Origin of the sequence: Pseudomonas sp. MH10 (assembly GCF_034353045.1) — a bacterium.
Lineage (GTDB): Bacteria > Pseudomonadota > Gammaproteobacteria > Pseudomonadales > Pseudomonadaceae > Aquipseudomonas.
This window is the reverse complement of sequence record NZ_CP133783.1, coordinates 5,223,830-5,243,481: the sequence shown is the minus strand read 5'-3', so window position 1 is coordinate 5,243,481 and position 19,652 is coordinate 5,223,830. Positions and strand designations below refer to the sequence as shown.

At 58.0% G+C, this 19,652-nt stretch carries 21 protein-coding genes; 12 read left to right on the top strand and 9 right to left on the bottom strand.

Annotated elements, in window-relative coordinates; all coding sequences use genetic code 11:
* Positions 1 to 47: 47 nt before the first annotated feature.
* Both rlmD and cysM read right to left on the bottom strand, forming a co-directional pair.
* A complete protein-coding gene (gene rlmD / locus RHM59_RS23710; protein ID WP_322285549.1) occupies positions 48 to 1,403 on the bottom strand; it encodes a 23S rRNA (uracil(1939)-C(5))-methyltransferase RlmD in 1,356 nt (451 codons plus the stop codon).
* Positions 1,403 to 2,305, bottom strand: coding sequence for a cysteine synthase CysM (cysM, locus tag RHM59_RS23705; RefSeq protein WP_322285548.1), 903 nt, complete (start codon positions 2,303 to 2,305; stop codon positions 1,403 to 1,405). The genes rlmD and cysM overlap by 1 nt, the downstream gene beginning before the upstream one ends.
* A 200-nt stretch (positions 2,306 to 2,505) precedes the next feature.
* On the opposite strand from cysM, the gene RHM59_RS23700 reads away from it, so the two are divergent.
* The 4 genes from RHM59_RS23700 to RHM59_RS23685 all read left to right on the top strand — a co-directional run bounded on the left by RHM59_RS23700 (position 2,506) and on the right by RHM59_RS23685 (position 7,254).
* The gene (locus RHM59_RS23700) at positions 2,506 to 5,259 is read left to right on the top strand and encodes a response regulator (RefSeq protein WP_322285547.1); all 2,754 of its coding nucleotides are present in this window, start codon (positions 2,506 to 2,508) and stop codon (positions 5,257 to 5,259) included.
* Between the two features lie 132 nt (positions 5,260 to 5,391).
* Entirely contained in the window at positions 5,392 to 6,381 is a 990-nt protein-coding gene (locus RHM59_RS23695) for a 2-hydroxyacid dehydrogenase (protein ID WP_322285546.1), read from the top strand.
* 34 nt (positions 6,382 to 6,415) lie between these two features.
* Positions 6,416 to 6,853 carry a hypothetical protein gene (locus tag RHM59_RS23690; protein ID WP_322285545.1) on the top strand — a complete coding sequence of 146 codons (438 nt, stop codon included), beginning with the start codon at positions 6,416 to 6,418 and terminating at the stop codon, positions 6,851 to 6,853.
* Positions 6,850 to 7,254, top strand: coding sequence for an META domain-containing protein (locus tag RHM59_RS23685; protein WP_322165645.1), 405 nt, complete (start codon positions 6,850 to 6,852; stop codon positions 7,252 to 7,254). The genes RHM59_RS23690 and RHM59_RS23685 overlap by 4 nt, the downstream gene beginning before the upstream one ends.
* 151 nt (positions 7,255 to 7,405) lie before the next feature.
* Here RHM59_RS23685 and RHM59_RS23680 read toward each other — a convergent pair whose 3' ends face one another.
* Positions 7,406 to 7,873: a TlpA disulfide reductase family protein gene (locus RHM59_RS23680; RefSeq protein ID WP_322165646.1), complete on the bottom strand. Its 468-nt coding sequence runs from the start codon at positions 7,871 to 7,873 to the stop codon at positions 7,406 to 7,408.
* Between the two features lie 126 nt (positions 7,874 to 7,999).
* Here RHM59_RS23680 and arsC point away from each other — a divergent pair, with 126 nt between their 5' ends.
* Genes arsC through RHM59_RS23665 form a run of 3 tightly spaced genes read left to right on the top strand, consistent with a single transcriptional unit; the run spans position 8,000 to position 9,364 of the window.
* The gene (gene arsC, locus RHM59_RS23675; protein ID WP_322285544.1) at positions 8,000 to 8,353 is read left to right on the top strand and encodes an arsenate reductase (glutaredoxin); all 354 of its coding nucleotides are present in this window, start codon (positions 8,000 to 8,002) and stop codon (positions 8,351 to 8,353) included.
* Positions 8,350 to 8,955 (top strand): NAD(P)H:quinone oxidoreductase, encoded by a 606-nt coding sequence (wrbA, locus tag RHM59_RS23670; protein ID WP_322285543.1) that lies wholly within the window; start codon positions 8,350 to 8,352, stop codon positions 8,953 to 8,955. Before arsC ends, wrbA begins: the two co-directional genes overlap by 4 nt.
* Entirely contained in the window at positions 8,948 to 9,364 is a 417-nt protein-coding gene (locus RHM59_RS23665; RefSeq protein ID WP_322285542.1) for a DUF2069 domain-containing protein, read from the top strand. The genes wrbA and RHM59_RS23665 overlap by 8 nt, the downstream gene beginning before the upstream one ends.
* A 125-nt stretch (positions 9,365 to 9,489) precedes the next feature.
* Here the strand turns inward: RHM59_RS23665 and RHM59_RS23660 are convergent, their stop codons facing one another.
* Positions 9,490 to 10,161 carry a DNA-3-methyladenine glycosylase I gene (locus RHM59_RS23660; RefSeq protein ID WP_322165650.1) on the bottom strand — a complete coding sequence of 224 codons (672 nt, stop codon included), beginning with the start codon at positions 10,159 to 10,161 and terminating at the stop codon, positions 9,490 to 9,492.
* A gap of 7 nt (positions 10,162 to 10,168) precedes the next feature.
* Positions 10,169 to 10,993: a tRNA 2-thiocytidine(32) synthetase TtcA gene (ttcA, locus tag RHM59_RS23655; RefSeq protein ID WP_322165651.1), complete on the bottom strand. Its 825-nt coding sequence runs from the start codon at positions 10,991 to 10,993 to the stop codon at positions 10,169 to 10,171.
* 347 nt (positions 10,994 to 11,340) lie between these two features.
* Between ttcA and RHM59_RS23650 the strand changes: the two genes are divergently transcribed.
* Both RHM59_RS23650 and RHM59_RS23645 read left to right on the top strand, forming a co-directional pair.
* Entirely contained in the window at positions 11,341 to 11,943 is a 603-nt protein-coding gene (locus RHM59_RS23650; protein WP_322285541.1) for a Yip1 family protein, read from the top strand.
* Positions 11,944 to 12,084: 141 nt separating this feature from the next.
* Positions 12,085 to 12,579, top strand: coding sequence for a SprT family zinc-dependent metalloprotease (locus RHM59_RS23645; protein ID WP_322165653.1), 495 nt, complete (start codon positions 12,085 to 12,087; stop codon positions 12,577 to 12,579).
* Positions 12,580 to 12,649: 70 nt separating this feature from the next.
* Here RHM59_RS23645 and RHM59_RS23640 read toward each other — a convergent pair whose 3' ends face one another.
* A complete protein-coding gene (locus tag RHM59_RS23640) occupies positions 12,650 to 13,999 on the bottom strand; it encodes a dicarboxylate/amino acid:cation symporter (RefSeq protein WP_322185242.1) in 1,350 nt (449 codons plus the stop codon).
* 340 nt (positions 14,000 to 14,339) lie between these two features.
* Between RHM59_RS23640 and RHM59_RS23635 the strand changes: the two genes are divergently transcribed.
* Positions 14,340 to 15,338: an AraC family transcriptional regulator gene (locus tag RHM59_RS23635; RefSeq protein ID WP_322285540.1), complete on the top strand. Its 999-nt coding sequence runs from the start codon at positions 14,340 to 14,342 to the stop codon at positions 15,336 to 15,338.
* A 72-nt stretch (positions 15,339 to 15,410) separates the two neighbouring features.
* On the opposite strand, the gene RHM59_RS23630 is transcribed toward RHM59_RS23635, so the two are convergent.
* The 3 genes from RHM59_RS23630 to RHM59_RS23620 form a co-directional block, all read right to left on the bottom strand.
* The gene (locus RHM59_RS23630; RefSeq protein ID WP_322285539.1) at positions 15,411 to 16,757 is read right to left on the bottom strand and encodes an ATP-binding protein; all 1,347 of its coding nucleotides are present in this window, start codon (positions 16,755 to 16,757) and stop codon (positions 15,411 to 15,413) included.
* The gene (locus RHM59_RS23625) at positions 16,754 to 17,431 is read right to left on the bottom strand and encodes a response regulator (protein ID WP_322285538.1); all 678 of its coding nucleotides are present in this window, start codon (positions 17,429 to 17,431) and stop codon (positions 16,754 to 16,756) included. Before RHM59_RS23625 ends, RHM59_RS23630 begins: the two co-directional genes overlap by 4 nt.
* Positions 17,432 to 17,556: 125 nt before the next feature.
* On the bottom strand, positions 17,557 to 17,820 hold the full coding sequence (locus RHM59_RS23620) for a hypothetical protein (RefSeq protein WP_322285537.1): 264 nt from the start codon (positions 17,818 to 17,820) through the stop codon (positions 17,557 to 17,559).
* 191 nt (positions 17,821 to 18,011) lie between these two features.
* Between RHM59_RS23620 and RHM59_RS23615 the strand changes: the two genes are divergently transcribed.
* Together RHM59_RS23615 and RHM59_RS23610 are read left to right on the top strand one after the other, a co-directional pair.
* Positions 18,012 to 18,800: a dienelactone hydrolase family protein gene (locus RHM59_RS23615; RefSeq protein ID WP_322285536.1), complete on the top strand. Its 789-nt coding sequence runs from the start codon at positions 18,012 to 18,014 to the stop codon at positions 18,798 to 18,800.
* Positions 18,801 to 18,922: 122 nt separating this feature from the next.
* Positions 18,923 to 19,651 (top strand): 4'-phosphopantetheinyl transferase family protein, encoded by a 729-nt coding sequence (locus tag RHM59_RS23610; RefSeq protein ID WP_322285535.1) that lies wholly within the window; start codon positions 18,923 to 18,925, stop codon positions 19,649 to 19,651.
* The last annotated feature ends 1 nt before the right edge of the window (position 19,652 follow it).

Here is a 19,652-nt window from a genome sequence, read left to right as displayed (position 1 = left end):
AACGAGATTCCCTGTAAACGGCCGGCTCATTTCTTGAGCCGTACTGCTTACTTACTCGCCTCAAATAACGCCATAGCCTCGACATGCGCCGTCTGCGGAAACATATCGAGGATACCGGCACGTTTTAATCGGTAGCCCTGTTTGATCAATTCGACAGTGTCGCGCGCTAAAGTTGCCGGGTTGCATGACACATACAGCAACCGTTCGGCACCTAACGCAGAAACCTTGCGTACAACCTCCATAGCACCGTCGCGTGGCGGGTCCAAGAGCACCGCAGAAAAACGCTCTGCGGCCCAGCCCACGTCTGCCAAGGGCTGTGACAAATCCGCCTGAACGAACTTCACATTATGCAGATCATTACTCATTGCATTGGCCGAGGCACGTTCGACCATGGTCGCAACACCCTCCACCGCCACCACTTCGCGGGCCTGCTTGGCCAGCGGCAACGCAAAATTACCGAGCCCGCAGAACAGATCGAGAATACGCTCATCGGCCTGCGGCGCCAGCCATTCCATTGCCTGGCCAATCATCGCCGCGTTGACGGCGGCGTTGACCTGTATGAAATCGCCAGGTCGGTACGCCAACTGCAAGTTCCACTGCTCAAGTCGATAACCCAAGGCCTGCGTCGGGTCCACCGGTTGCGGTTCACCCTCACCGTGCAGCCACAGCTGCGCGTGGTGCGCAGCGCAAAACCCTTGCAGCAACGCCAGATCGGCCTCGGTCAACGGCGCGGTATGACGTAACAATACGGCGGTCGATGAACCACTAAACAGTTCAACGTGGCCCAACACCTGCGGTTTGCTGAACTGCCGCAACATGGCTGGCAATTGCGCCATGATTGGCTGCAAAGCCTGTACCAGCACCGGGCATTCATCGACGCCCACGATGTCTTGACTCGACGCGGCACGGAACCCTACGTCCAGACGTTTGGCTTTGGCGTCCCAACGTACAGCGACCCGCGCCCGGCGACGGTAGGCAAATTCAGGGCCGGTCAACGGCGGCGCCCACTCATCGGGCTCGACCCCTGCGACACGCGTCAATTGCTCGGCGAGCATGCGCTGTTTCAGGGCAAGCTGATCGTCATGGGAAATATGCTGAACGCTGCAACCACCGCATCGCCCGAAATGCACACAGGGTGCCGGTCGACGCATGGCGCTGGCTTGAAATATCCGTTCAGTGCGTGCTTCGACGACTTTACCGTGGGCGTTCAGCACGCGGGCTTCCACCTCTTCACCGGCCAGGCTGCCGGCGACAAACCAGGTACGGCCTTCAACAAAGGCGATGCCCCGGCCGTCATTGGCTAGTCGCTCAATGGTCAGACGTTGTTTTTTACCGGTGGGCACTTGCGGCGCTTTGGTGCCGCCGGTGGGCTGAAATCGCAGGCCACGCTCTTGCTTGGCCATCAGTTAGGTTCGTCGTAAACGCCGGTCGACAGGTAACGGTCGCCTCGGTCACAGATGATAGCGACCATGACCGCGTTCTCGACTTCTTGGGATAAGCGCAACATACCGGCCACCGCACCGCCTGAAGACACGCCACAGAAGATGCCTTCTTCGCGAGCCAGCCGGCGCATGACGTCTTCGGCTTCGGCTTGGGCCATGTCGACGATTCGGTCCACGCGGTCTGCTTGGTAGATTTTCGGCAGGTACTCTTGCGGCCAGCGCCGGATACCCGGAATAGACGCACCGTCCATGGGCTGCAAGCCGATGATCTGTACGGCGCAATTCTGCTCCTTGAGGTACCGCGAGACACCCATGATGGTGCCGGTGGTGCCCATAGAGCTGATGAAGTGCGTGATGGTGCCACCGGTCTGCCGCCAGATTTCCGGGCCGGTGCTGGTGTAATGCGCTTGGGGGTTATCACCGTTGGCGAATTGATCGAGTACCTTGCCGCGGCCTTCGGTCTGCATCCTCTGGGCAAGGTCGCGGGCGCCTTCCATGCCCTGCTCCTTGCTGACCAGAATCAGCTCGGCGCCATAGGCAGTCATCGCCGCCTTGCGCTCGGCGCTGGAGTTGTCCGGCATGATCAAAATCATCCGGTAGCCTTTGATCGCAGCGGCCATGGCCAGTGCAATGCCGGTGTTGCCAGAGGTCGCTTCGATCAAGGTGTCGCCCTGATGGATTTGCCCACGCAACTCGGCGCGGGTAATCATCGACAGCGCCGGGCGGTCTTTCACCGAGCCAGCCGGGTTGTTGCCCTCAAGCTTCAACAGCAGGGTATTGGTGGTGTTACCGGCCAGGCGTTGTAAACGCACCAGCGGGGTGTTGCCGACGCAATCGGCGATGGTTTGATACTGCAAGGTCATGGCGTTTTCGCAATCCAGACTGCGGGGGCGCCTATCATAACGGCAAACGTCAAAACCCCATATCACGCAAAATGCGCGGGCTATAACTGAAGGCTATATCGGGACTTAAACGCCGACTCCTACAGGGAGGGTGATCGCGCGTAAGCAACTCGCTACACTGCGTGTCTTGAACATGTTGGCTTGGATGCTGGAGAGATAGCGTGCTGAACAAGCTGGGTATTAAAGGCCGTGTATTGCTGTTGACCCTGGTTCCAGCGTTGCTGATGGCCGGAGTTCTTGGCGGCTATTTTACGTGGATGCAACTGTCAGACCTGCAAGCTCAGTTGCTACAGCGCGGCGAAATGATCGCCGAAGAGCTGGCACCGCTGGCGGCCCCCGCAATGGGCCGCAATGACCATGCGTTGCTCGAGCGTATTGCCGGGCAAGCATTGGAGTTCGGTGACGTGCGATCCGTCTCGTTTCTGGACGCGGACCGCACCATGCTGTCCCATGCCGGACCCAGCATGATCAACCAACAGCCTGTCGGAAACAGTACGCACCTGCTGCAACGCTCGGGCAACGACGCCACGCGCTTTTTATTGCCGGTATTTGGTCGTCAACGCCACCTGACCGGCGAGATGATTCCCGAGGAAGCCGACCGCCTGTTGGGTTGGGTCGAAATTGAACTGTCCCACACCGGCACGCTGCTACGTGGCTATCGCAGCCTGTTCGCCAGCTTGTTGCTGATCGCCACCGGGCTGATTCTGACGGCGATTGTGGCGTTACGCATGAGCCGCACCATCAGCGTGCCCATCAGCCGCATCAAAGTCGCCGTGGCGCAATTGAAAGACGGCAATCTGGAAGTTCGACTGCCACCCTTGGGCAGCCTGGAGCTGGACGAGCTGGCCTCGGGCATCAATCGTATGGCGGCCACCCTGCAAAATGCCCAGGAAGAACTGCAACACAGCATTGATCAAGCCACGGAAGACGTTCGGCAAAATCTGGAAACCATCGAAATCCAGAACATCGAACTGGACCTTGCGCGCAAAGAAGCGTTGGAAGCCAGCCGCATCAAATCTGAATTCCTCGCCAACATGAGTCATGAGATTCGAACGCCGCTTAACGGAATTCTCGGGTTCACCCATTTACTCCAAAAAAGTGAAATGACTCCGCGTCAGTTGGATTATCTGGGCACCATCGAAAAGTCCGCCGACAGCCTGTTGAGTATCATCAACGAGATTCTCGACTTCTCGAAAATCGAAGCCGGCAAGTTGGTCCTCGACAGCATCCCTTTCAATCTGCGGGATCTGCTCCAAGACACGCTGACCATTCTCGCCCCGGCCGCCCACGCCAAACAGCTGGAACTGGTGAGTCTGGTGTACCGCGACACGCCCTTGGCGTTGCTGGGTGATCCGCTGCGGCTCAAGCAAATTCTCACCAACCTGGTAAGCAACGCGATCAAGTTCACCCGCGAAGGGACCATCGTCGCCCGCGCCATGCTCGAAGATGAGCAAGAAGACAGCGTGCAACTGCGAATCAGTGTGCAGGACACCGGCATCGGTCTCTCCAGCCAAGACGTCCGCGCGCTGTTTCAAGCGTTCAGTCAGGCGGATAACTCGCTGTCCCGGCAACCGGGCGGCACCGGGCTGGGGCTGGTGATCTCCAAGCGCTTGATCGAACAGATGGGCGGCGAAATCGGCGTCGACAGTACGCCGGGCGAAGGCTCGGAATTCTGGATCAGCTTGAACCTGCCAAAAACTCGAGGCGACCTGGAGGACTTACCGTCTGCGCCGCTGCTCGGCCGGCGGGTCGCGGTGCTGGAAAATCACGAATTGGCGCGCCAGGCCCTGCAGCATCAATTGGAAGATTGTGGCCTTGAAGCCGTTACGTTCAACAACCTCGAAAGCCTGATCAACGGCGTCACCGCCGCCCACGAAACGCCGCAAGCGATCGACTTGGCCGTGCTGGGCATCACCGCCCATGAATTGCCGCCTGAACGTTTGCGTCAGCATATTTGGGACTTGGAGAACCTCGGTTGTAAGGTGTTGGTGCTCTGCCCAACCACCGAACAGGCGCAATTCCAGCTGGCCGTGCCCAACGCCCAGAGCCAGTTGCAGGCCAAGCCCGCGTGTACGCGTAAATTACGTCGCGCCTTGTCGGAACTGATCCAGCCCAGACAGCAACGCAGCGATACCGCCGAACCGTTATCGAGCCGGGCGCCGCGCCTGCTGTGTGTCGACGACAACCCCGCCAACCTGTTGCTCGTGCAAACACTACTCGAAGACATGGGCGCTGACGTCGTGGCAGTCGACAGCGGTTACGCCGCGGTGAATGCGGTGCAGAAGGAAGCCTTCGACTTGGTGCTGATGGACGTGCAGATGCCGGGCATGGACGGGCGCCAGGCCACTGAAGCGATTCGCGCCTGGGAAGTCGAGCGCCAAAGCACTTCGCTGCCGATCGTCGCCCTCACCGCCCACGCCATGGCCAATGAAAAACGCGCACTGCTGCAAAGCGGCATGGACGATTACCTCACCAAGCCGATTAGCGAGCGGCAATTGGCCCAGGTGGTGCTTAAGTGGACCGGCCTCGCACTGCGCAACCAAGCCCCCGAGCGGCAGAACGAACAGGCGCGAAACAGCGTCGACCTGCACGTGCTTGACCATGAGGAAGGTTTGCGTCTGGCGGCGGGCAAAGCGGATTTAGCGGCGGACATGCTGGCCATGCTCCTTGCATCGCTGGACACCGACCGCGAAGCCATCCGCAACGCCCGGGAAGCCGGGGACACGTCGGCACTGATCGAACGCGTGCATCGCTTACACGGCGCGACCCGCTATTGCGGCGTCCCGCAATTACGCGCGGCCTGCCAACGCAGCGAAACCTTGCTCAAGAAAGACGCACCGGAAGCCGACGCAGCCCTAGACGAACTGGCCATGGCCATCAATCGGCTGGCCATGGAAGCCCGCGTGAGTGCTTGATCCAAAGCAATAACTGCTTCAAATGAATCGGTTATATCTTGTGTCGAACGAATACTTGTGGGAGTAGGCTTGCCGACGAAGGCGGTTTTTCAGGCACACCTCATTAAACATCACCGCCAATGAGGTTTTGTTATGCGTACCCTCGTCTTCAGCAGCCAGAACTACGACCGCGAAAGCTTTCTCGCCGCCACCTTGCCCAACGGCGTGGACCTGCACTTTCAACCTGCACGCCTGAACCTCGACACTGTTGCGCTGGCCGACCGCCATCCGGTGGTGTGCGCCTTTATCAATGACGACCTCAGTGCGCCGGTGTTGGAGCATCTGGCGGCGGGCGGTACACGCTTGATCGCCCTGCGCTCGGCGGGTTACAACCACGTCGATTTGCTGGCTGCGCACACGCTCGGGCTCAGCGTGGTGCGAGTCCCCGCCTACTCTCCCCATGCCGTGGCCGAACACGCCGTGGCCTTGATTCTGGCGTTGAACCGGCACTTGCACCGCGCGTATAACCGCACCCGCGATGGCGACTTCAGCTTGCATGGACTGACCGGTTTCGACTTGGTGGGTAAGACCGTCGGCATCGTCGGCACCGGCCAGATTGGCGCGACCTTCGCCCGAATCATGGCCGGGTTTGGCTGCAGCCTGCTCGCCTACGACCCTTATCCAAATCCGGTTGTCGAAGCGCTCGGCGCACGTTATCTGAGCCTGCCAGAGTTGTTGGCGCAGTCACAGATCATCAGCCTGCACTGTCCGCTGACCACTCAAAGCAAGCACCTTATTAACAGTGCGACGTTGGCGCAGATGCAGCCTGGCGCAATGTTGATCAACACCGGACGCGGGGCGCTGGTTGATACGCCGGCCTTGATTGAAGCGCTGAAAAGCGGGCAACTTGGTTACCTCGGGCTAGATGTCTATGAAGAAGAGGCAAAACTGTTCTTCGAAGACCGCTCTGACCAGCCGTTGCAAGATGACGTGTTGGCGCGGCTGTTGACGTTCCCGAATGTGATCATCACTGCACATCAGGCGTTCTTGACCCGGGAGGCACTGGGCGCTATTGCCCAGACAACCCTGGACAACATTGCCCGCTGGGCGCAGGGGTCACCACAGAATCTGGTAGAGGGCTAAAAACTGGTAGGATGCGCGCAGATTTGGAGGACCCATGGTCGAACACGATTTCCGCTACAGCCTGCTTAACCCACAACACACCTTGACCGAAGTCCGCGCCCTGGCGCCTGGACGCTATCAAGTCACCGGCAACGGCGGCTCGATTCACGCCGATGATGTGCTTTTGGTCACACTCAAAGGCAGCAAGGACTTGTCCATGCGCCTGACCGTCGAAAAGGTTCGTCACTTGATCAACCCTCGTGGCCAATGGGTCGCGGTGGCCCAAGGCCCGGCATTCGCAGAACTGGCGATTCACCAGTGGCAGATCAACTGCAACGGATGCCAGGTCGAGTTGAAGTTCGAATTTGCCGTCGACGCCAAGCTCGGTACCAAGGCGCAAAAGCCGGCAGCCGCCGCTCGCGTTGCCGAGTTGGGGTGGCAAACTGAGGGCGACAGGCACTTTTGCCGCAAATGCCAAGAGCAAGCAACATGAGGCGTGCTGTCCTGCTGGGTCTGCTGGGCAGCACCCTGTTAGGCTGCGCCGCCGAGCCACCGGGCGTGCAGCACGATCACAGCTATTTGCTGGAATGGATTGGCGAACGCCCCCTGGTAGACCGTAGCCACCTGACCATGACCTTAGGCAAAGACGGCCGCGCCTATGGCAACGCCGGCTGCAACCATTGGTTTGCGCCGTATGCGCAAGACGGCGAGAGATTTCACTTTGGCATGGTCGGCAGCACCCGCCGGGTTTGCTCGCCGGCATTGATGGAACAGGAACAACGCTTCCTCGACGCCCTGACCAAAGTCCAACGCTGGGATATCTCCCCCATCGAACAACTGCGCCTATGGCCAGAAGAAGGCAAACCGCTGCGGTTTTGGTTAGAAGACAGCTGATTCAGTGGCGTTTGACCTGTCGCCTTCGCGAACACGTTCGCTCCCACCAGCCTGAAATTGCTGACAGGAAATAGGCTCTCACTGAATGTCGATACTTCTGTGGGAGCGAACTTGTTCGCGAAGGCCATCTTGCGGTTTACCTGCCAAACACTCACCCCTCTCCGCGCAACGCCGCCAACCGCTGGCTGACACCCGCTGCCGTCTGCTCACCCAGTAACGTTTCGCGCACTTTGCCCTTGTCGTCGATGATGTAAGTCACCGGCAACGCTTCGCTGTGGGGCAAGTCGTAATGATCGGCCGGATCTTGGGCCAATACGGTAAAGCCAATGCCCAGCGCGGCGCTGGCTGACTTCAAGTCATCGCCTTGCAAGCCGTCAAAATTAACCCCGAAGACGCTCACTTTTTGGTCTTTAAGCTGTTTCGCCAATGCATTCAGCTCGGGGATCTCGGTGCGACACGGACCGCACCACTCCGCCCAATAGTTGATAACCAGCCAATGCTTGTCGACCTGCTCGCTGGCGACCTTGTGCCCGTTCTGATCAGGCCCCAGGTCCACGCCACAACCGCTGAGCAACACACTGCCGAGAAGCGTCACTGCTGCTACCCATCGCCTTACCATGTGACCCTCCTTCACCAAAATATTCAGGTTAACTGCGACAAATAACCGCCCCGGTCACCTCAAGGTTCAGCAGCGGTCGTCACGGATGTAGAATAGCCGCCACCTTACGCAAGATGCGACCCGCAAATGACCGACATGACGCTTTATCACAACCCGCGCTGTTCGAAATCCCGCGGGGCGCTGGAACTGCTCGAAGCGCGCGGCCTTACACCGACCATCATCCGTTACCTGGAAACGCCGCCGGACGCCGCGCAACTGCGCGATCTGCTGCGCAAGCTGGGCATCAGCGCCCGGGCGTTACTGCGTACCGGCGAAGACGACTATAAAACCTTCAACCTGGCCGATTCCAGCCTGACAGACGAGCAGTTGATCGCGGCCATGGCGGCCCATCCCAAATTGATAGAACGGCCGATTCTGGTGGTCGGTGAAAAAGCCGTCATTGGCCGGCCGCCAGAAAACGTGCTGGAGATTCTCTCGTGAGCGCACCCTACATTTTGGTTCTGTATTACAGCCGCAATGGCTCGACCAGCGAGATGGCTCGGCAAATCGGCCGCGGAATCGAGGTGGGCGGCATGGAAGCGCGGCTGCGCACCGTGCCGGCGATTTCTTCGGAGATAGAAGCCGTCGCACCGAGCATCCCAGAGACCGGCGCGTTGTATGCCAGCCTCGACGACCTGAAAAACTGCTCCGGCTTGGCGTTAGGCAGCCCGACACGCTTCGGCAATATGGCCGCGCCGCTTAAATACTTTCTCGACGGCACCAGCACCTTGTGGCTGACCGGCGCGTTGGTCGGTAAGCCTGCCAGCGTGTTCACCTCCACCGCCAGCCTGCACGGCGGCCAGGAAACCACGTTGATGTCGATGCTGCTACCGCTGCTGCACCACGGCATGCTCGTGACCGGCTTGCCTTACAGCGAAGCCGCCTTACTGGAAACCAGCGGCGGCGGAACGCCGTATGGCGCAAGCCACCATGCCGGTGCCGACGGCAAACGCGCACTGGACCCGCACGAAATCACCTTGTGTAGGGCCTTGGGCCAACGCTTGGCTAAAACCGCCGTACTGCTGGAGACGCCTCGTGGCTAAAGCACCTAAAGTCTTACCCGCGCTGGAATGGCTGGAGCCGCGGGTTCGGCTGACACGGGTTGTCAGCCTGATCTGCTTTTTTGCTCTGATGCTGCTGCTGGCCGGGTATTACCTGATCTTTGCCGACCGGCATGGCGCCCGCCCGTGGGTGATCCTGATCATTGAGCTGGTGCCGTTGCTTCTGCTGTTACCGGGCATGCTCACGGGCAGTGCACGTGGCCATTCGTGGACGTGCTTTGTGGTGAATCTGTACTTCATCAAAGGCGTATTGGCGGTCTTTGACCCACACCGCAGCGTATTTGGCGCCCTGGAAATGCTCGTTAGCGTGGCAGTGTTCACCAGCGCGTTGCTGTACGTCAGGTGGCGCTTTCAGTACAACCGCAAGTTGGCGGGTGAAGGAGCGGTTTGAAGGCAGCTGGCAATCTCTATCTCTGCTGAGGCGAATTCATTCGCGAAGACGGTGCCGAATGTACCGACGCTTTCGCGAATGAATTCGCTCCCACAGAAATCAAAACATCTTCAATCCTCAGCCAATCAATGATTCACCGTATACGCCAGCATCATCGACAGCTGACACATCGGCCGCCCGCTCTCGGCGTGCCACTGGTTAAAGGCGCCCTGCACCGCAGCCAAGTCTTTGAGACTGGTGGGCACGCGGTCGATGATGCCCTGAGCGTTGAGTCCCGCCACCATGTCGTAGGTCGGGATGAAGGTGTCTTTGCCCACCATCCGCAAGAAACTCGGCGCCGACATGCCGCCCAGTTGGTAACCGTGTTTGGACAGGTACTTCCACAAGCCCACGATATCGGTCACCGGCCAATCGGCGATGAAATTACCGAAGCTGCCATGTTCTTTGCTGATGTCCAGAATCATCTGAGCATTACGCGGCACGCTCTTCAATTTGCCCAGGTGCCGAATGATCCGCGCGTCTTGCATTAATCGCTCAAGGTGCTCAGCGCCCATCAACACTACTTTTTCCGGATCAAAACGAAAAAATACCTCCTCGAACGTCGGCCATTTGGCATCGACCAGGCTGTGCTTGAGCCCTGCACGGAACACCCTCTGTGCCAACGCCGACAGGTAACGGTCGTTGCCGATTTTGCGCAATTGCGCGGCGGATCTTGGGTCGGGTAAATGGGCTTCGAGGGCGGCGGTCGAGCCAAAGCGGTTCAGGTTATATTCGAGAAGCCATTTGTAGTCGCGCATGCCGTTCCTAAAGGTTCGTAACGTTGACGAAGCGCGAAGCTGCGGTTTCATCGATACGCAGTTGGGTGAAGTCGAACAGGTTACGGTCCGCCAATTGCGACGGCTGGACGTTTTGTAGCGCACTAAAGATACTTTCAGTACGGCCCGGGGTTTTGCTTTCCCAGTCCGCCAGCATGTCCTTGACCACTTGGCGCTGAAGGTTCTCCTGGGAGCCACACAAGTTACAGGGGATGATCGGGAAACCCTTGAAGTCGGCAAATGCCTGAATATCTTTTTCAGCGCAGTACGCCAACGGCCGAATCACCACGTTACGCCCGTCATCGGCCCGCAGCTTGGGCGGCATGGCCTTGAGCGTACCGTTGAAGAACAGGTTCAGGAAGAACGTTTCAATGATGTCATCGCGATGATGCCCCAGCGCCATCTTGGTCGCGCCGATTTCATCGGCATAGGTGTACAGCGTCCCACGGCGCAAGCGTGAGCACAGCGAACACGTGGTCTTACCTTCCGGGATCAGTTCCTTGACCACCGAATAGGTGTCTTTCTCGATGATGTGGTACTCAACGCCCAAGGCCTCAAAATAAGCAGGCAGCACGTGCTCGGGGAAGCCCGGCTGCTTTTGATCCATGTTCACCGCGACGATATCGAAGCGCACCGGAGCGACTTTTTGAAAATGCATCAGCACGTCGAGCAAGGTGTAGCTGTCTTTACCGCCCGACAGGCACACCATCACCTTGTCGCCCGGTTCAATCATCTTGAAATCAGCCACGGCTTCGCCAGCGAGGCGGCGCAGGCGCTTCTGCACTTTATTCTGGTGAACTGAAAGGATGCCCATGATGCTGATATCCGCTACTGGTTACTCGGAAAAGGCCGGCATTTTACGCGACACCCCAAGCGGATGCATGCCGGATTTGTTTTATCCGACACTTCGCTTCCACCCGTACCGTCGCGCAACATCGTTAGCACCGCATCTAATGTGGCGCACAAACTTAATAGCGCGTCGCGATTAACAGCACTGCTTAGAGCGCGAATTGCTCTAAAGCAGTGTAACTAGCGTTCCTATACTGCGACATAAGGTCGCATCCGTTGCTGCATCAAGGCTGTGGCCTTACACCTGCCGAGCGCTTGGCCCGACAGGCGCTCCGCTGGGGGGCGACGGTCAATAATAAAAGGAGTGACGGCATGATAAATCACGTTTTGGGATTGTTTACCCATCCCGATCGCGAGTGGCAACACATACGTGGCGATAAGGAAGAAACCATCAGCCACATGTACCTGACTCACACTTTAATACTTGCGGCGATTCCCGCTGTAGCCGCTTATATAGGCACTACCCAGGTAGGTTGGGTCATTGGCAGTCGAGCGCCGGTGATGCTGACCCATGAAAGTGCACTGTGGATGACGGTAATGTCCTACGTCGCCATGCTCTTGGGCGTGGCGGTGATGGGTGGCTTCATACACTGGATGGCACGTACCTATGACGCCAACCCGAGCCCCGCGCGCTGCGTCGCCTTTGCGACGTACACCGCGTCACCACTGTTTATCGGCGGATTAGCGGCAATTTATCCGCACATGTGGCTGGGAATGGTCATCGGTGTAGCGGCGATCTGCTACACGGTCTATCTGCTGTACGTCGGTTTGCCGACATTCATGAACATCCACTCGGATGAAGGTTTTATGTTCTCCACCTCGGTACTGGCTGTTGGTTTAGTGGTACTGGTCGCGATCATGGCGTTCACCGTCGTGTTGTGGGGTATCGGGGTAGGGCCCGAATACACCAACTGATGACATTGCAAGCCTGCACAACACGAGATGATGAGCCGCCCTTTTGGCGGCTCAGTTGTTTTTGATGACCATTGGGCGGCTTCAGTTTTCGGCCAGCCGGGGCTTTGCGGCATACTTGCCACCTCTGGAGAGCCCTTAAGAATGCCCGAGCACATTACATCCCGCGTTGAAGTCTGTTATCAGCAAGCCGAAACTTTTTTCAAGCGCACCTTCAAACGCCCAGTGGTCAGCCTCAAACTGCGCGGTCAAAAAGCCGGCGTGGCCCATCTGCATGAGAATTTGCTGCGCTTTAACCCCCAGCTTTACCGAGAAAACCGCGACGATTTTCTCAAGCAAACGGTTGCCCACGAAGTGGCGCACTTGATCGCCCATCAGTTGTTCGGCGAGCGTATCCAGCCCCATGGCGAAGAGTGGCAACTGATTATGCGAGGCGTGTATGAGTTGCCGCCTAACCGCTGCCACACCTACGCCATCAAGCGGCGCAGCGTAACGCGCTACATTTACCGTTGTCCGTGCATCAACAGCGACTTTGCGTTTTCCGCGCAACGTCATTCGCTGGTTCGGCAAGGCCGGCGGTATTTGTGTCGGCGCTGTCGAGAGACGCTGGTGTTCAGTGGCGAGATGCGCGTTGAGTAAAGCCTTATCTAATTTCTACCCATAAAAAAACCCATCCGAAGATGGGTTTTTATTGCGTTGCTACTGAGTGTTAGACAGTTTCACGCGATGCAGCAGGCGTTGGGATCTTACCTTCGGTCACACCCAGATCGTCTTCTGGCCCGGTATTGGTGATCGGACGACCACCGGAAGCCAGCTCAGTGTGCATCTGAGTTTCGTCCAGTTCACCGACCCACTTGGCCACGACCAGTGTCGCTACGGCGTTACCGACCAAGTTGGTCAACGCGCGGGCTTCCGACATGAAACGGTCGATGCCGAGAATCAGCGCCAGACCGGCAACTGGCAAGGTGCCCACTGCGGACAGCGTTGCGGCCAACACGATGAAGCCACTACCGGTTACACCGGCGGCGCCTTTGGAGGACAGCAACAACACCACCAGCAAGGTGATCTGGTGGGTGATGTCCATGTGGGTGTCAGTCGCCTGAGCGATGAACACGGCCGCCATGGTCAGGTAGATCGCGGTGCCGTCGAGGTTGAACGAGTAACCGGTCGGAATGACCAGACCCACGACCGACTTCTTGGCGCCCAAACGCTCCATCTTCACCAGCATGCGTGGCAAAGCAGATTCCGACGAAGAGGTGCCAAGTACGATCAGCAGTTCTTCACGGATGTAACGGATGACTTTGATGACGCTGAAGCCGTGTGCGCGAGCGATGGCGCCCAGCACGACCAGTACGAACAGAACGCAGGTGATGTAGAAGCACAGCATCAACTGACCGAGCTGCACCAACGAACCGACACCGTAGGCACCGATGGTGAAGGCCATGGCACCAAAGGCACCCAGTGGCGCGAGCTTCATGATCATGTTGATGATGTTGAACATCACGTGGGCGAAGCGATCAATGAAGTCCAGCAGCGGTTTGCCGTAGGCACCCAAGCGGTGAAGGGCGAAGCCGAAGATAACCGAGAACATCAGGACCTGCAGAATGTCGCCGGTGGCGAACGCACTGAAGATGGTGTTTGGAATGATGTTCAGGATGAAGCTGATAACGCTTTGATCCGCACCGGCCGCGACATAAGCCGCAACTTTGGAAGCATCCAGCTTGGAAGGGTCGATGTGCATGCCAGCACCCGGCTGCACGACGTTGACCACTACCAGGCCCACTAGCAGGGCGATGGTGGAGACAACTTCGAAGTACAGCAGCGCATAACCGCCGGTTTTGCCCACCGACTTCATGGTCTGCATGCCGGCAATACCGCTGACGACCGTACAGAAGATGATTGGGGCGATGATCATTTTGATCAGTTTGATGAACCCGTCACCCAGCGGCTTGAGCGCAACGCCGGTTTGAGGGTAGAAGTGACCGATCAGCACACCGATAACAATGGCTACGATCACCTGAAAATACAGGGATTTATACAAGGGCTGACGAGTCGTCATTGCGAAGTTCCTCAAGAGCACCGCTGGGCATCATCCATCTGATGCGCGCGACACTTAAACCGCTTAACCCTCCTGCACTGGAGGGATTTGTTTTGTCGAGTTGCGGGGGCAGACCGTTCGCAAACCTCTCCGGCCTATCGCAAAGCGTATGCCATCTTTTGAAACTGCCCTACACGCCAATGAATTCGGGGAAAACCTAGCCATTGGCCGCTGTTATCAACTGAAAACGTGGCGGTTTTCCGCCGAACGAAGCAAATATAGCACTCGCATTGGCGGATATCCGCCTTGTTCACTGTCAGAACGATGACTACTATCTGGCCAGTCCACGGATGAGCCACCTATGCGCCAACGCACTATTGCCAGTCATTTCGCCCGCGCGGCCCTCGGTGGCGCGCAACGCCAAGGTATGGAATGTTCGCAGCTGCTGCTGCAATCGGGTATCCAACCTGAATGGTTAGGCGAGCCCCGTGCCCGCATCGCGCCCGAACAGTTCGCTCGCCTGATTCAGCTGCTTTGGCAGGCGATGGATGATGAGTACATGGGATTCGGTCAGGCTCCGAGCAAACGTGGGACGTTCGCCATGATGTGCCATGCCTTGATCCACTGCCGCAGCCTGGAAAAATCCCTCGAACGCGGCTTATTGTTTTATAGCTTATTCCCGCACGCCCCGCGTTTGAGTTTGCGCCGGGAGGGCGACTGGGCACGATTGAGTCTGGATGACTCAACCCTCCGGGACCCGGAGCACTTTTTGAGCGAGTGTCTGCTGGTGATCTGGCATCGACTTGGCAGTTGGCTGATCGGCCAGCGGATTCGTCTGGAACAGGCGACATTCCGCTACGGGAAACCGCAGCATGCCAGCGAATACGACCTGTTGTTTCCCTGCCCGATTGTGTTTGATGCCCAAAGCACCAGCCTGCTGTTTCATGCAAGGTACTTGAGCCTGCCGCTGCTGCAAGACGAACGCACCCTTAAGCGCTTCCTCGAACGCTCTCCCGCCGACCTGCTGGCCCGCCCGGATGATGGCGATAGTTTGAGCAACCAATTGCGGCACCTGCTCAGCCGTGATTGCAGCCGCTGGCCGGACCTGGAGAACGTCGCTGAACACCTGCACATCAGCCCACAGACCTTGCGTCGGCACTTGCGGGAAGAAGGCACCAGTTTTCAGGGTTTGAAAGACCAACTGCGCCGCGACATGGCGATTTATCACCTGAGCCGCGCCGAGCTTTCGTTGCAACAGATCGCCGAACAGCTTGGCTTTTCCGAGCCCTCCGCCTTTCACCGCGCATTCAAAAAGTGGACCGGCCTGACCCCAGGCGCATACCGCACGCAGGAGGCGTAGCTTAGTCAGTCACTGTCGAACTTTTGGGGCGCAGTTCACTTGTGGGTGCTGCGCACTGATCGCCTACAAGATTCACTTGGCAAGAAAGTGAATATAAAAGGCCGCGCCGCCCAGAGATGAGTCGCTGAGGGTCAAGCGTGCGTTGTAGCTCTCGATGATGTCTTTGACCACGGCCAGACCGATGCCTTGGCCTGGGTTCTGCCGATCCAGGCGTTCACCGCGTTGCAGAATGCGCGCCCGCTGGCTTTCGGGAACACCGGGGCCGTCGTCCTCGATGCACAGTTCATCGCCACTCATCGACGGACGCAGGCTGATGCGCACCCGGCTGAGGCACAGCCGATAAGCGTTTTCCAGCAGATTACCGAGCATTTCCAGCAAAGCGCCCTGCTCCATCGGCACCAGATAATCATCTGGTAGATCGACAATGACGTTCACCTGCTTGTCGCGATAGACCTTATCCAAGGTGTTACACAGGCTCTCCACCACCGGTCTTAAGCTAACGTGGTGCCGGACCAGACCACTTTTACGCAAACTGGCCCGTTGCAATTGATAGTCGATCTGCTGGCTCATGCGCTCGATCTGCGATTGCAGAATACGCGCCTGCTCCAGGTCTTCCGGGCGTTTGGCGATGGTTTCGCTGACGCCTTGGAGTACCGCCAACGGGGTCTTCAGGCTGTGGGCCAAATCACCCAATGAGTCGCGATAACGGATGCGTTGCTCGCGTTCGCTGAGCAGCAATCGGTTCAGTGAGCCGGTCAGACGCAGCAGTTCACGGGGGTGCTCCTCGCTCAGGCTTTCGCGAGAGCCGGCCTCCACTTGGTCCAACTCTTGACTCAAACCCTTCAAGGCACGCAAGCCCCAGGTCAACCCGGCCCAGAGCAGGATCAGCAAAACCAGCAACGCCGCGCCGAAGCCCAGGTAAAGCTTCTCCCGCAGCCCGGCAATGATCACTTGGTATTCGCGCACCGGTTGTAGTGCGACGATGCTGAACGCTGCATTGCGCCCGCCCAACAGTTTGATTTCAACGTCGTAGACGAAAAACTCTTCGCCATTGGGTTCTTTGATCTTGGCGAACTCATTACCCGTGCCGTCATACCGAGGGTGGTAGTTGATGTTTTCGTCTTCGGTGGCCCGAGAACGCCAGACCAACTGACCATTGCGGTCGTAGATGTAGCCCAGCAGGCGGCTGTCCGGCAGGTTGAACTGCTCGCCCGGCAACATCAACGGCATCATCAAGTGACCGTCTTCGACCCTGGCGGCGGAGATCAAGGTGGTGACATCAGACGCCAAGCGCTGCTCGATGGCGTCTTCCAGCGCGAGGCTGTAGGCGCCTTGCAGCGCCGGTAACGTCGCGAGCATGAAGATCACTGCCAGCATCGCTGCCGCCAGCATCAATCGCACTCGTAGCGATCGAATCATTTACAGCGCTCAGTGAACAAGTAACCCAAGCCACGCACGGTATCGATGGGTTTGAAGCCTGACTCACCCTCCAGCTTGCGGCGCAAACGGCCGACCAGCACTTCGATCACGTTCGGATCGCGCTCGTCGTCGTCAGGATAGAGTTGCTCCATCAACCGCTCCTTGGCCACCACCTGCTGATGGTGGCGCATCAGGTATTCGAGAATCCGGTATTCGTAAGCCGTCAGCGCCAAAGGCTGCTCATCAAGGGACGCTTGCTTGCGATTCAAATCCAGCAGCAAAGGCCCAGCAATAATAGTCGATTGCGTGAAGCCACTGGAGCGGCGCAACAATGCATTGAGGCGCGCCTCCAACTCTTCAAACTGGAACGGCTTGACCACGTAATCATCTGCACCGGCCGCCAATCCTTCCACTTTGTCTTGCCAGTTGCCACGGGCCGTCAGAATCAAAATAGGAAACGCCTTACCCTGGGCACGGAACTGACGAATCAGGTCCAGTCCACCCATACCGGGTAAACCCAGGTCGATTACCGCCAAGTCATGGTTGAACTGCTCTGCCTGGTACAACGCCTCTTCGGCATTGGCCACGGCTTCGACCACGTGACCACTTTCGGTCAGGCGTGTCTGCAGGTGATGGCGTAGTAACGCTTCATCTTCTACCACCAGCAGTTTCATGCGGCTCTCCCAGGCAAAATCATTCCTCTCAAGGCTAAGGCTAATTCAACAGACCCATTGCACTGCGCCCGGAGCGCTAAGTGTGCGGTCTGGGCAAAAAATGTCCAGCGGCAGTCTGTTAACAGTTAAAAGATATACGTCGGGCGATGCTTCGGATCGAAGCTGCCAAGCAACGCGGACGGGCTCACCTTAATACCGTTGTGAGTGCCAGAAATGTTCCGAGTGGCTGAGTAATAGTGATATTCAGCGGTTTGCAAACCCGCGTTGGCTTTGTTGATTCGCTCACCAGCGTTGGCGCGCACCAGCGCACCGGGAAGGTTTTCAGCTTGCACAGCAGCGCTGCCGCCGAGAAAAGCTAATGCGAAAAACAGTTTGTTTAAGGTGAGCATCAGTAGGTCCTCTCGCGCCGGGCGCATTTGGGTACGCGGTCAGACTAATCACTGCGCCCTGAACCCACCCTGAACGTGCCCTGAACTTATCCTGAACGGATTCAGCCCAAGACAGTGCAGCACAATCGTCTAGGCTGTTTGACGGAGCGACGTCTTACACGCCTTTTATAAAAATCACAGGGGTATGAACCATGCGTTTATGGACAGCATTAGCAATGATGGGCCTTGCCAGCGTGGCCCAGGCCGAAGTAAAAACCCAAACCATCAACTATCAAAGCGGCGACGGCACCCAGCTCGTTGGTTATTACGCTTACGACGATGCGATCAAGGGTCAGCGCCCTGGCGTGCTGGTGCTGCATGAGTGGTGGGGCTTGAACGATTACGCCAAGGGCCGCGCTCGCGCGCTTGCCGCCTTGGGTTACAGCGCCATGGCCGTCGATATGTACGGCAAGGGCAAGAACACCGAGCACCCTAAAGACGCCATGACGTTCATGATGGCCGCGATGAAAAATAGCACCGCCGCCGCCCAGCGTTTTGACGCGGGGCTTGCGCAGTTGAAAAAGCAACCCCAAACCGACCCGGCAAAAATTGCCGCGATCGGTTACTGCTTCGGCGGTGGCGTAGTGCTGGATGCGGCCCGTCGTGGCGAACCGTTGGTGGGCGTGGTGAGTTTCCACGGCATGCTGGCCACCAAGATACCGGCCACACCGGGCAGCATCAAAACCAAGATTCTGGTTGAGCATGGCAACGACGACACCATGGTGACACCGGACAGCGTCGTGGCCTTCAAGTCGGAAATGGACAACGCCGGGGTCGATTATAAGTTTGTCGGTATCGATGGCGCCAAACATGGCTTCAGCAACCCCGATGCGGACCGGCTGGGCAAGGGCAAAGACGCCCCGAACATCGCCTACGACAAAGCCGCCGATCAGAGTTCTTGGGCAGATATGCAGGCGTTCTTGAAAAAGGTGTTTGGTTAATTCTGTAGGAGACAACGTGTTGGCGAGAAGCTTGGCGCGGTCTGTCTGACACACCGCCTCGCCAACACGTTGGCTCCTACAGAGGTTGGGTGTCTCTACTTATCTGAGGCAAAATGCCGGGCATGAACCAGCCAACGACCCTCCCCGCCTGTTGCCCCGTATTAAACGCCCATTGGCTATTGCCTCGTGCCGTGCCCGGCGTGGTGATGGTCAGTGGCGGGTTTGATCCGCAGCGCCTGTTGGAGGGCGACTTCCAGCGCTGCACTATTGATTCCCCCGCCAGCATCCAGCGCTCCGTTGCTAAGCGTCAGGCCGAGTTTCTCGCCGGCCGGCTCTGCGCCCGGGAAGCGTTGCGGCGGCTGGATGGCCGTTATTATGTGCCGAGCATTGGCGAAGACCGCGCCCCCGTCTGGCCTGTGGATATCTGTGGTTCGATCACCCACAGCCATGGCTGGGCAGCGGCCATCGTCGGGCAGCGAGCACAGTGGCGTGGTCTTGGCATGGACATGGAAAATCTTCTCGACCGCGAACGCGCCCAGCGTCTGGCCGGGGAGATCCTTACCGCCGAAGAATTGCAGCGCATGGCTGCGGGCCCAGCCGAGCAGATTGCCTTGCTGGTGACCCTGACGTTTTCGGTGAAAGAAAGCCTGTTCAAAGCGCTCTACCCTCTGGTGCAAAAACGCTTTTACTTCGAAGACGCTCAATTGCTGGAGTGGTCAACCGACGGCAGCGCTCGCCTGCGTTTGCTGGTGGATTTGTCCAGCCAATGGCGCAGCGGCTGCGAACTGGACGCCCAATTCAGCCTTCAGGACGGCCAACTGCTGAGCCTGGTCAGCATCGCAGCGAGTTGAA

What these genes read in the sequence shown, in the direction of transcription:
- rlmD (WP_322285549.1), bottom strand. Translation starts at nt 1,403, where the DNA reads ATGGCCAAGCAAGAGCGTGGCCTGCGATTTCAGCCCACCGGCGGCACC.
- cysM (WP_322285548.1), bottom strand. Translation starts at nt 2,305, where the DNA reads ATGACCTTGCAGTATCAAACCATCGCCGATTGCGTCGGCAACACCCCG.
- RHM59_RS23695 (WP_322285546.1), top strand. Translation starts at nt 5,392, where the DNA reads ATGCGTACCCTCGTCTTCAGCAGCCAGAACTACGACCGCGAAAGCTTT.
- RHM59_RS23690 (WP_322285545.1), top strand. Translation starts at nt 6,416, where the DNA reads ATGGTCGAACACGATTTCCGCTACAGCCTGCTTAACCCACAACACACC.
- RHM59_RS23685 (WP_322165645.1), top strand. Translation starts at nt 6,850, where the DNA reads ATGAGGCGTGCTGTCCTGCTGGGTCTGCTGGGCAGCACCCTGTTAGGC.
- RHM59_RS23680 (WP_322165646.1), bottom strand. Translation starts at nt 7,873, where the DNA reads ATGGTAAGGCGATGGGTAGCAGCAGTGACGCTTCTCGGCAGTGTGTTG.
- arsC (WP_322285544.1), top strand. Translation starts at nt 8,000, where the DNA reads ATGACCGACATGACGCTTTATCACAACCCGCGCTGTTCGAAATCCCGC.
- RHM59_RS23660 (WP_322165650.1), bottom strand. Translation starts at nt 10,161, where the DNA reads ATGCGCGACTACAAATGGCTTCTCGAATATAACCTGAACCGCTTTGGC.
- ttcA (WP_322165651.1), bottom strand. Translation starts at nt 10,993, where the DNA reads ATGGGCATCCTTTCAGTTCACCAGAATAAAGTGCAGAAGCGCCTGCGC.
- RHM59_RS23650 (WP_322285541.1), top strand. Translation starts at nt 11,341, where the DNA reads ATGATAAATCACGTTTTGGGATTGTTTACCCATCCCGATCGCGAGTGG.
- RHM59_RS23645 (WP_322165653.1), top strand. Translation starts at nt 12,085, where the DNA reads ATGCCCGAGCACATTACATCCCGCGTTGAAGTCTGTTATCAGCAAGCC.
- RHM59_RS23640 (WP_322185242.1), bottom strand. Translation starts at nt 13,999, where the DNA reads ATGACGACTCGTCAGCCCTTGTATAAATCCCTGTATTTTCAGGTGATC.
- RHM59_RS23635 (WP_322285540.1), top strand. Translation starts at nt 14,340, where the DNA reads ATGCGCCAACGCACTATTGCCAGTCATTTCGCCCGCGCGGCCCTCGGT.
- RHM59_RS23630 (WP_322285539.1), bottom strand. Translation starts at nt 16,757, where the DNA reads ATGATTCGATCGCTACGAGTGCGATTGATGCTGGCGGCAGCGATGCTG.
- RHM59_RS23625 (WP_322285538.1), bottom strand. Translation starts at nt 17,431, where the DNA reads ATGAAACTGCTGGTGGTAGAAGATGAAGCGTTACTACGCCATCACCTG.
- RHM59_RS23620 (WP_322285537.1), bottom strand. Translation starts at nt 17,820, where the DNA reads ATGCTCACCTTAAACAAACTGTTTTTCGCATTAGCTTTTCTCGGCGGC.
- RHM59_RS23615 (WP_322285536.1), top strand. Translation starts at nt 18,012, where the DNA reads ATGCGTTTATGGACAGCATTAGCAATGATGGGCCTTGCCAGCGTGGCC.
- RHM59_RS23610 (WP_322285535.1), top strand. Translation starts at nt 18,923, where the DNA reads ATGAACCAGCCAACGACCCTCCCCGCCTGTTGCCCCGTATTAAACGCC.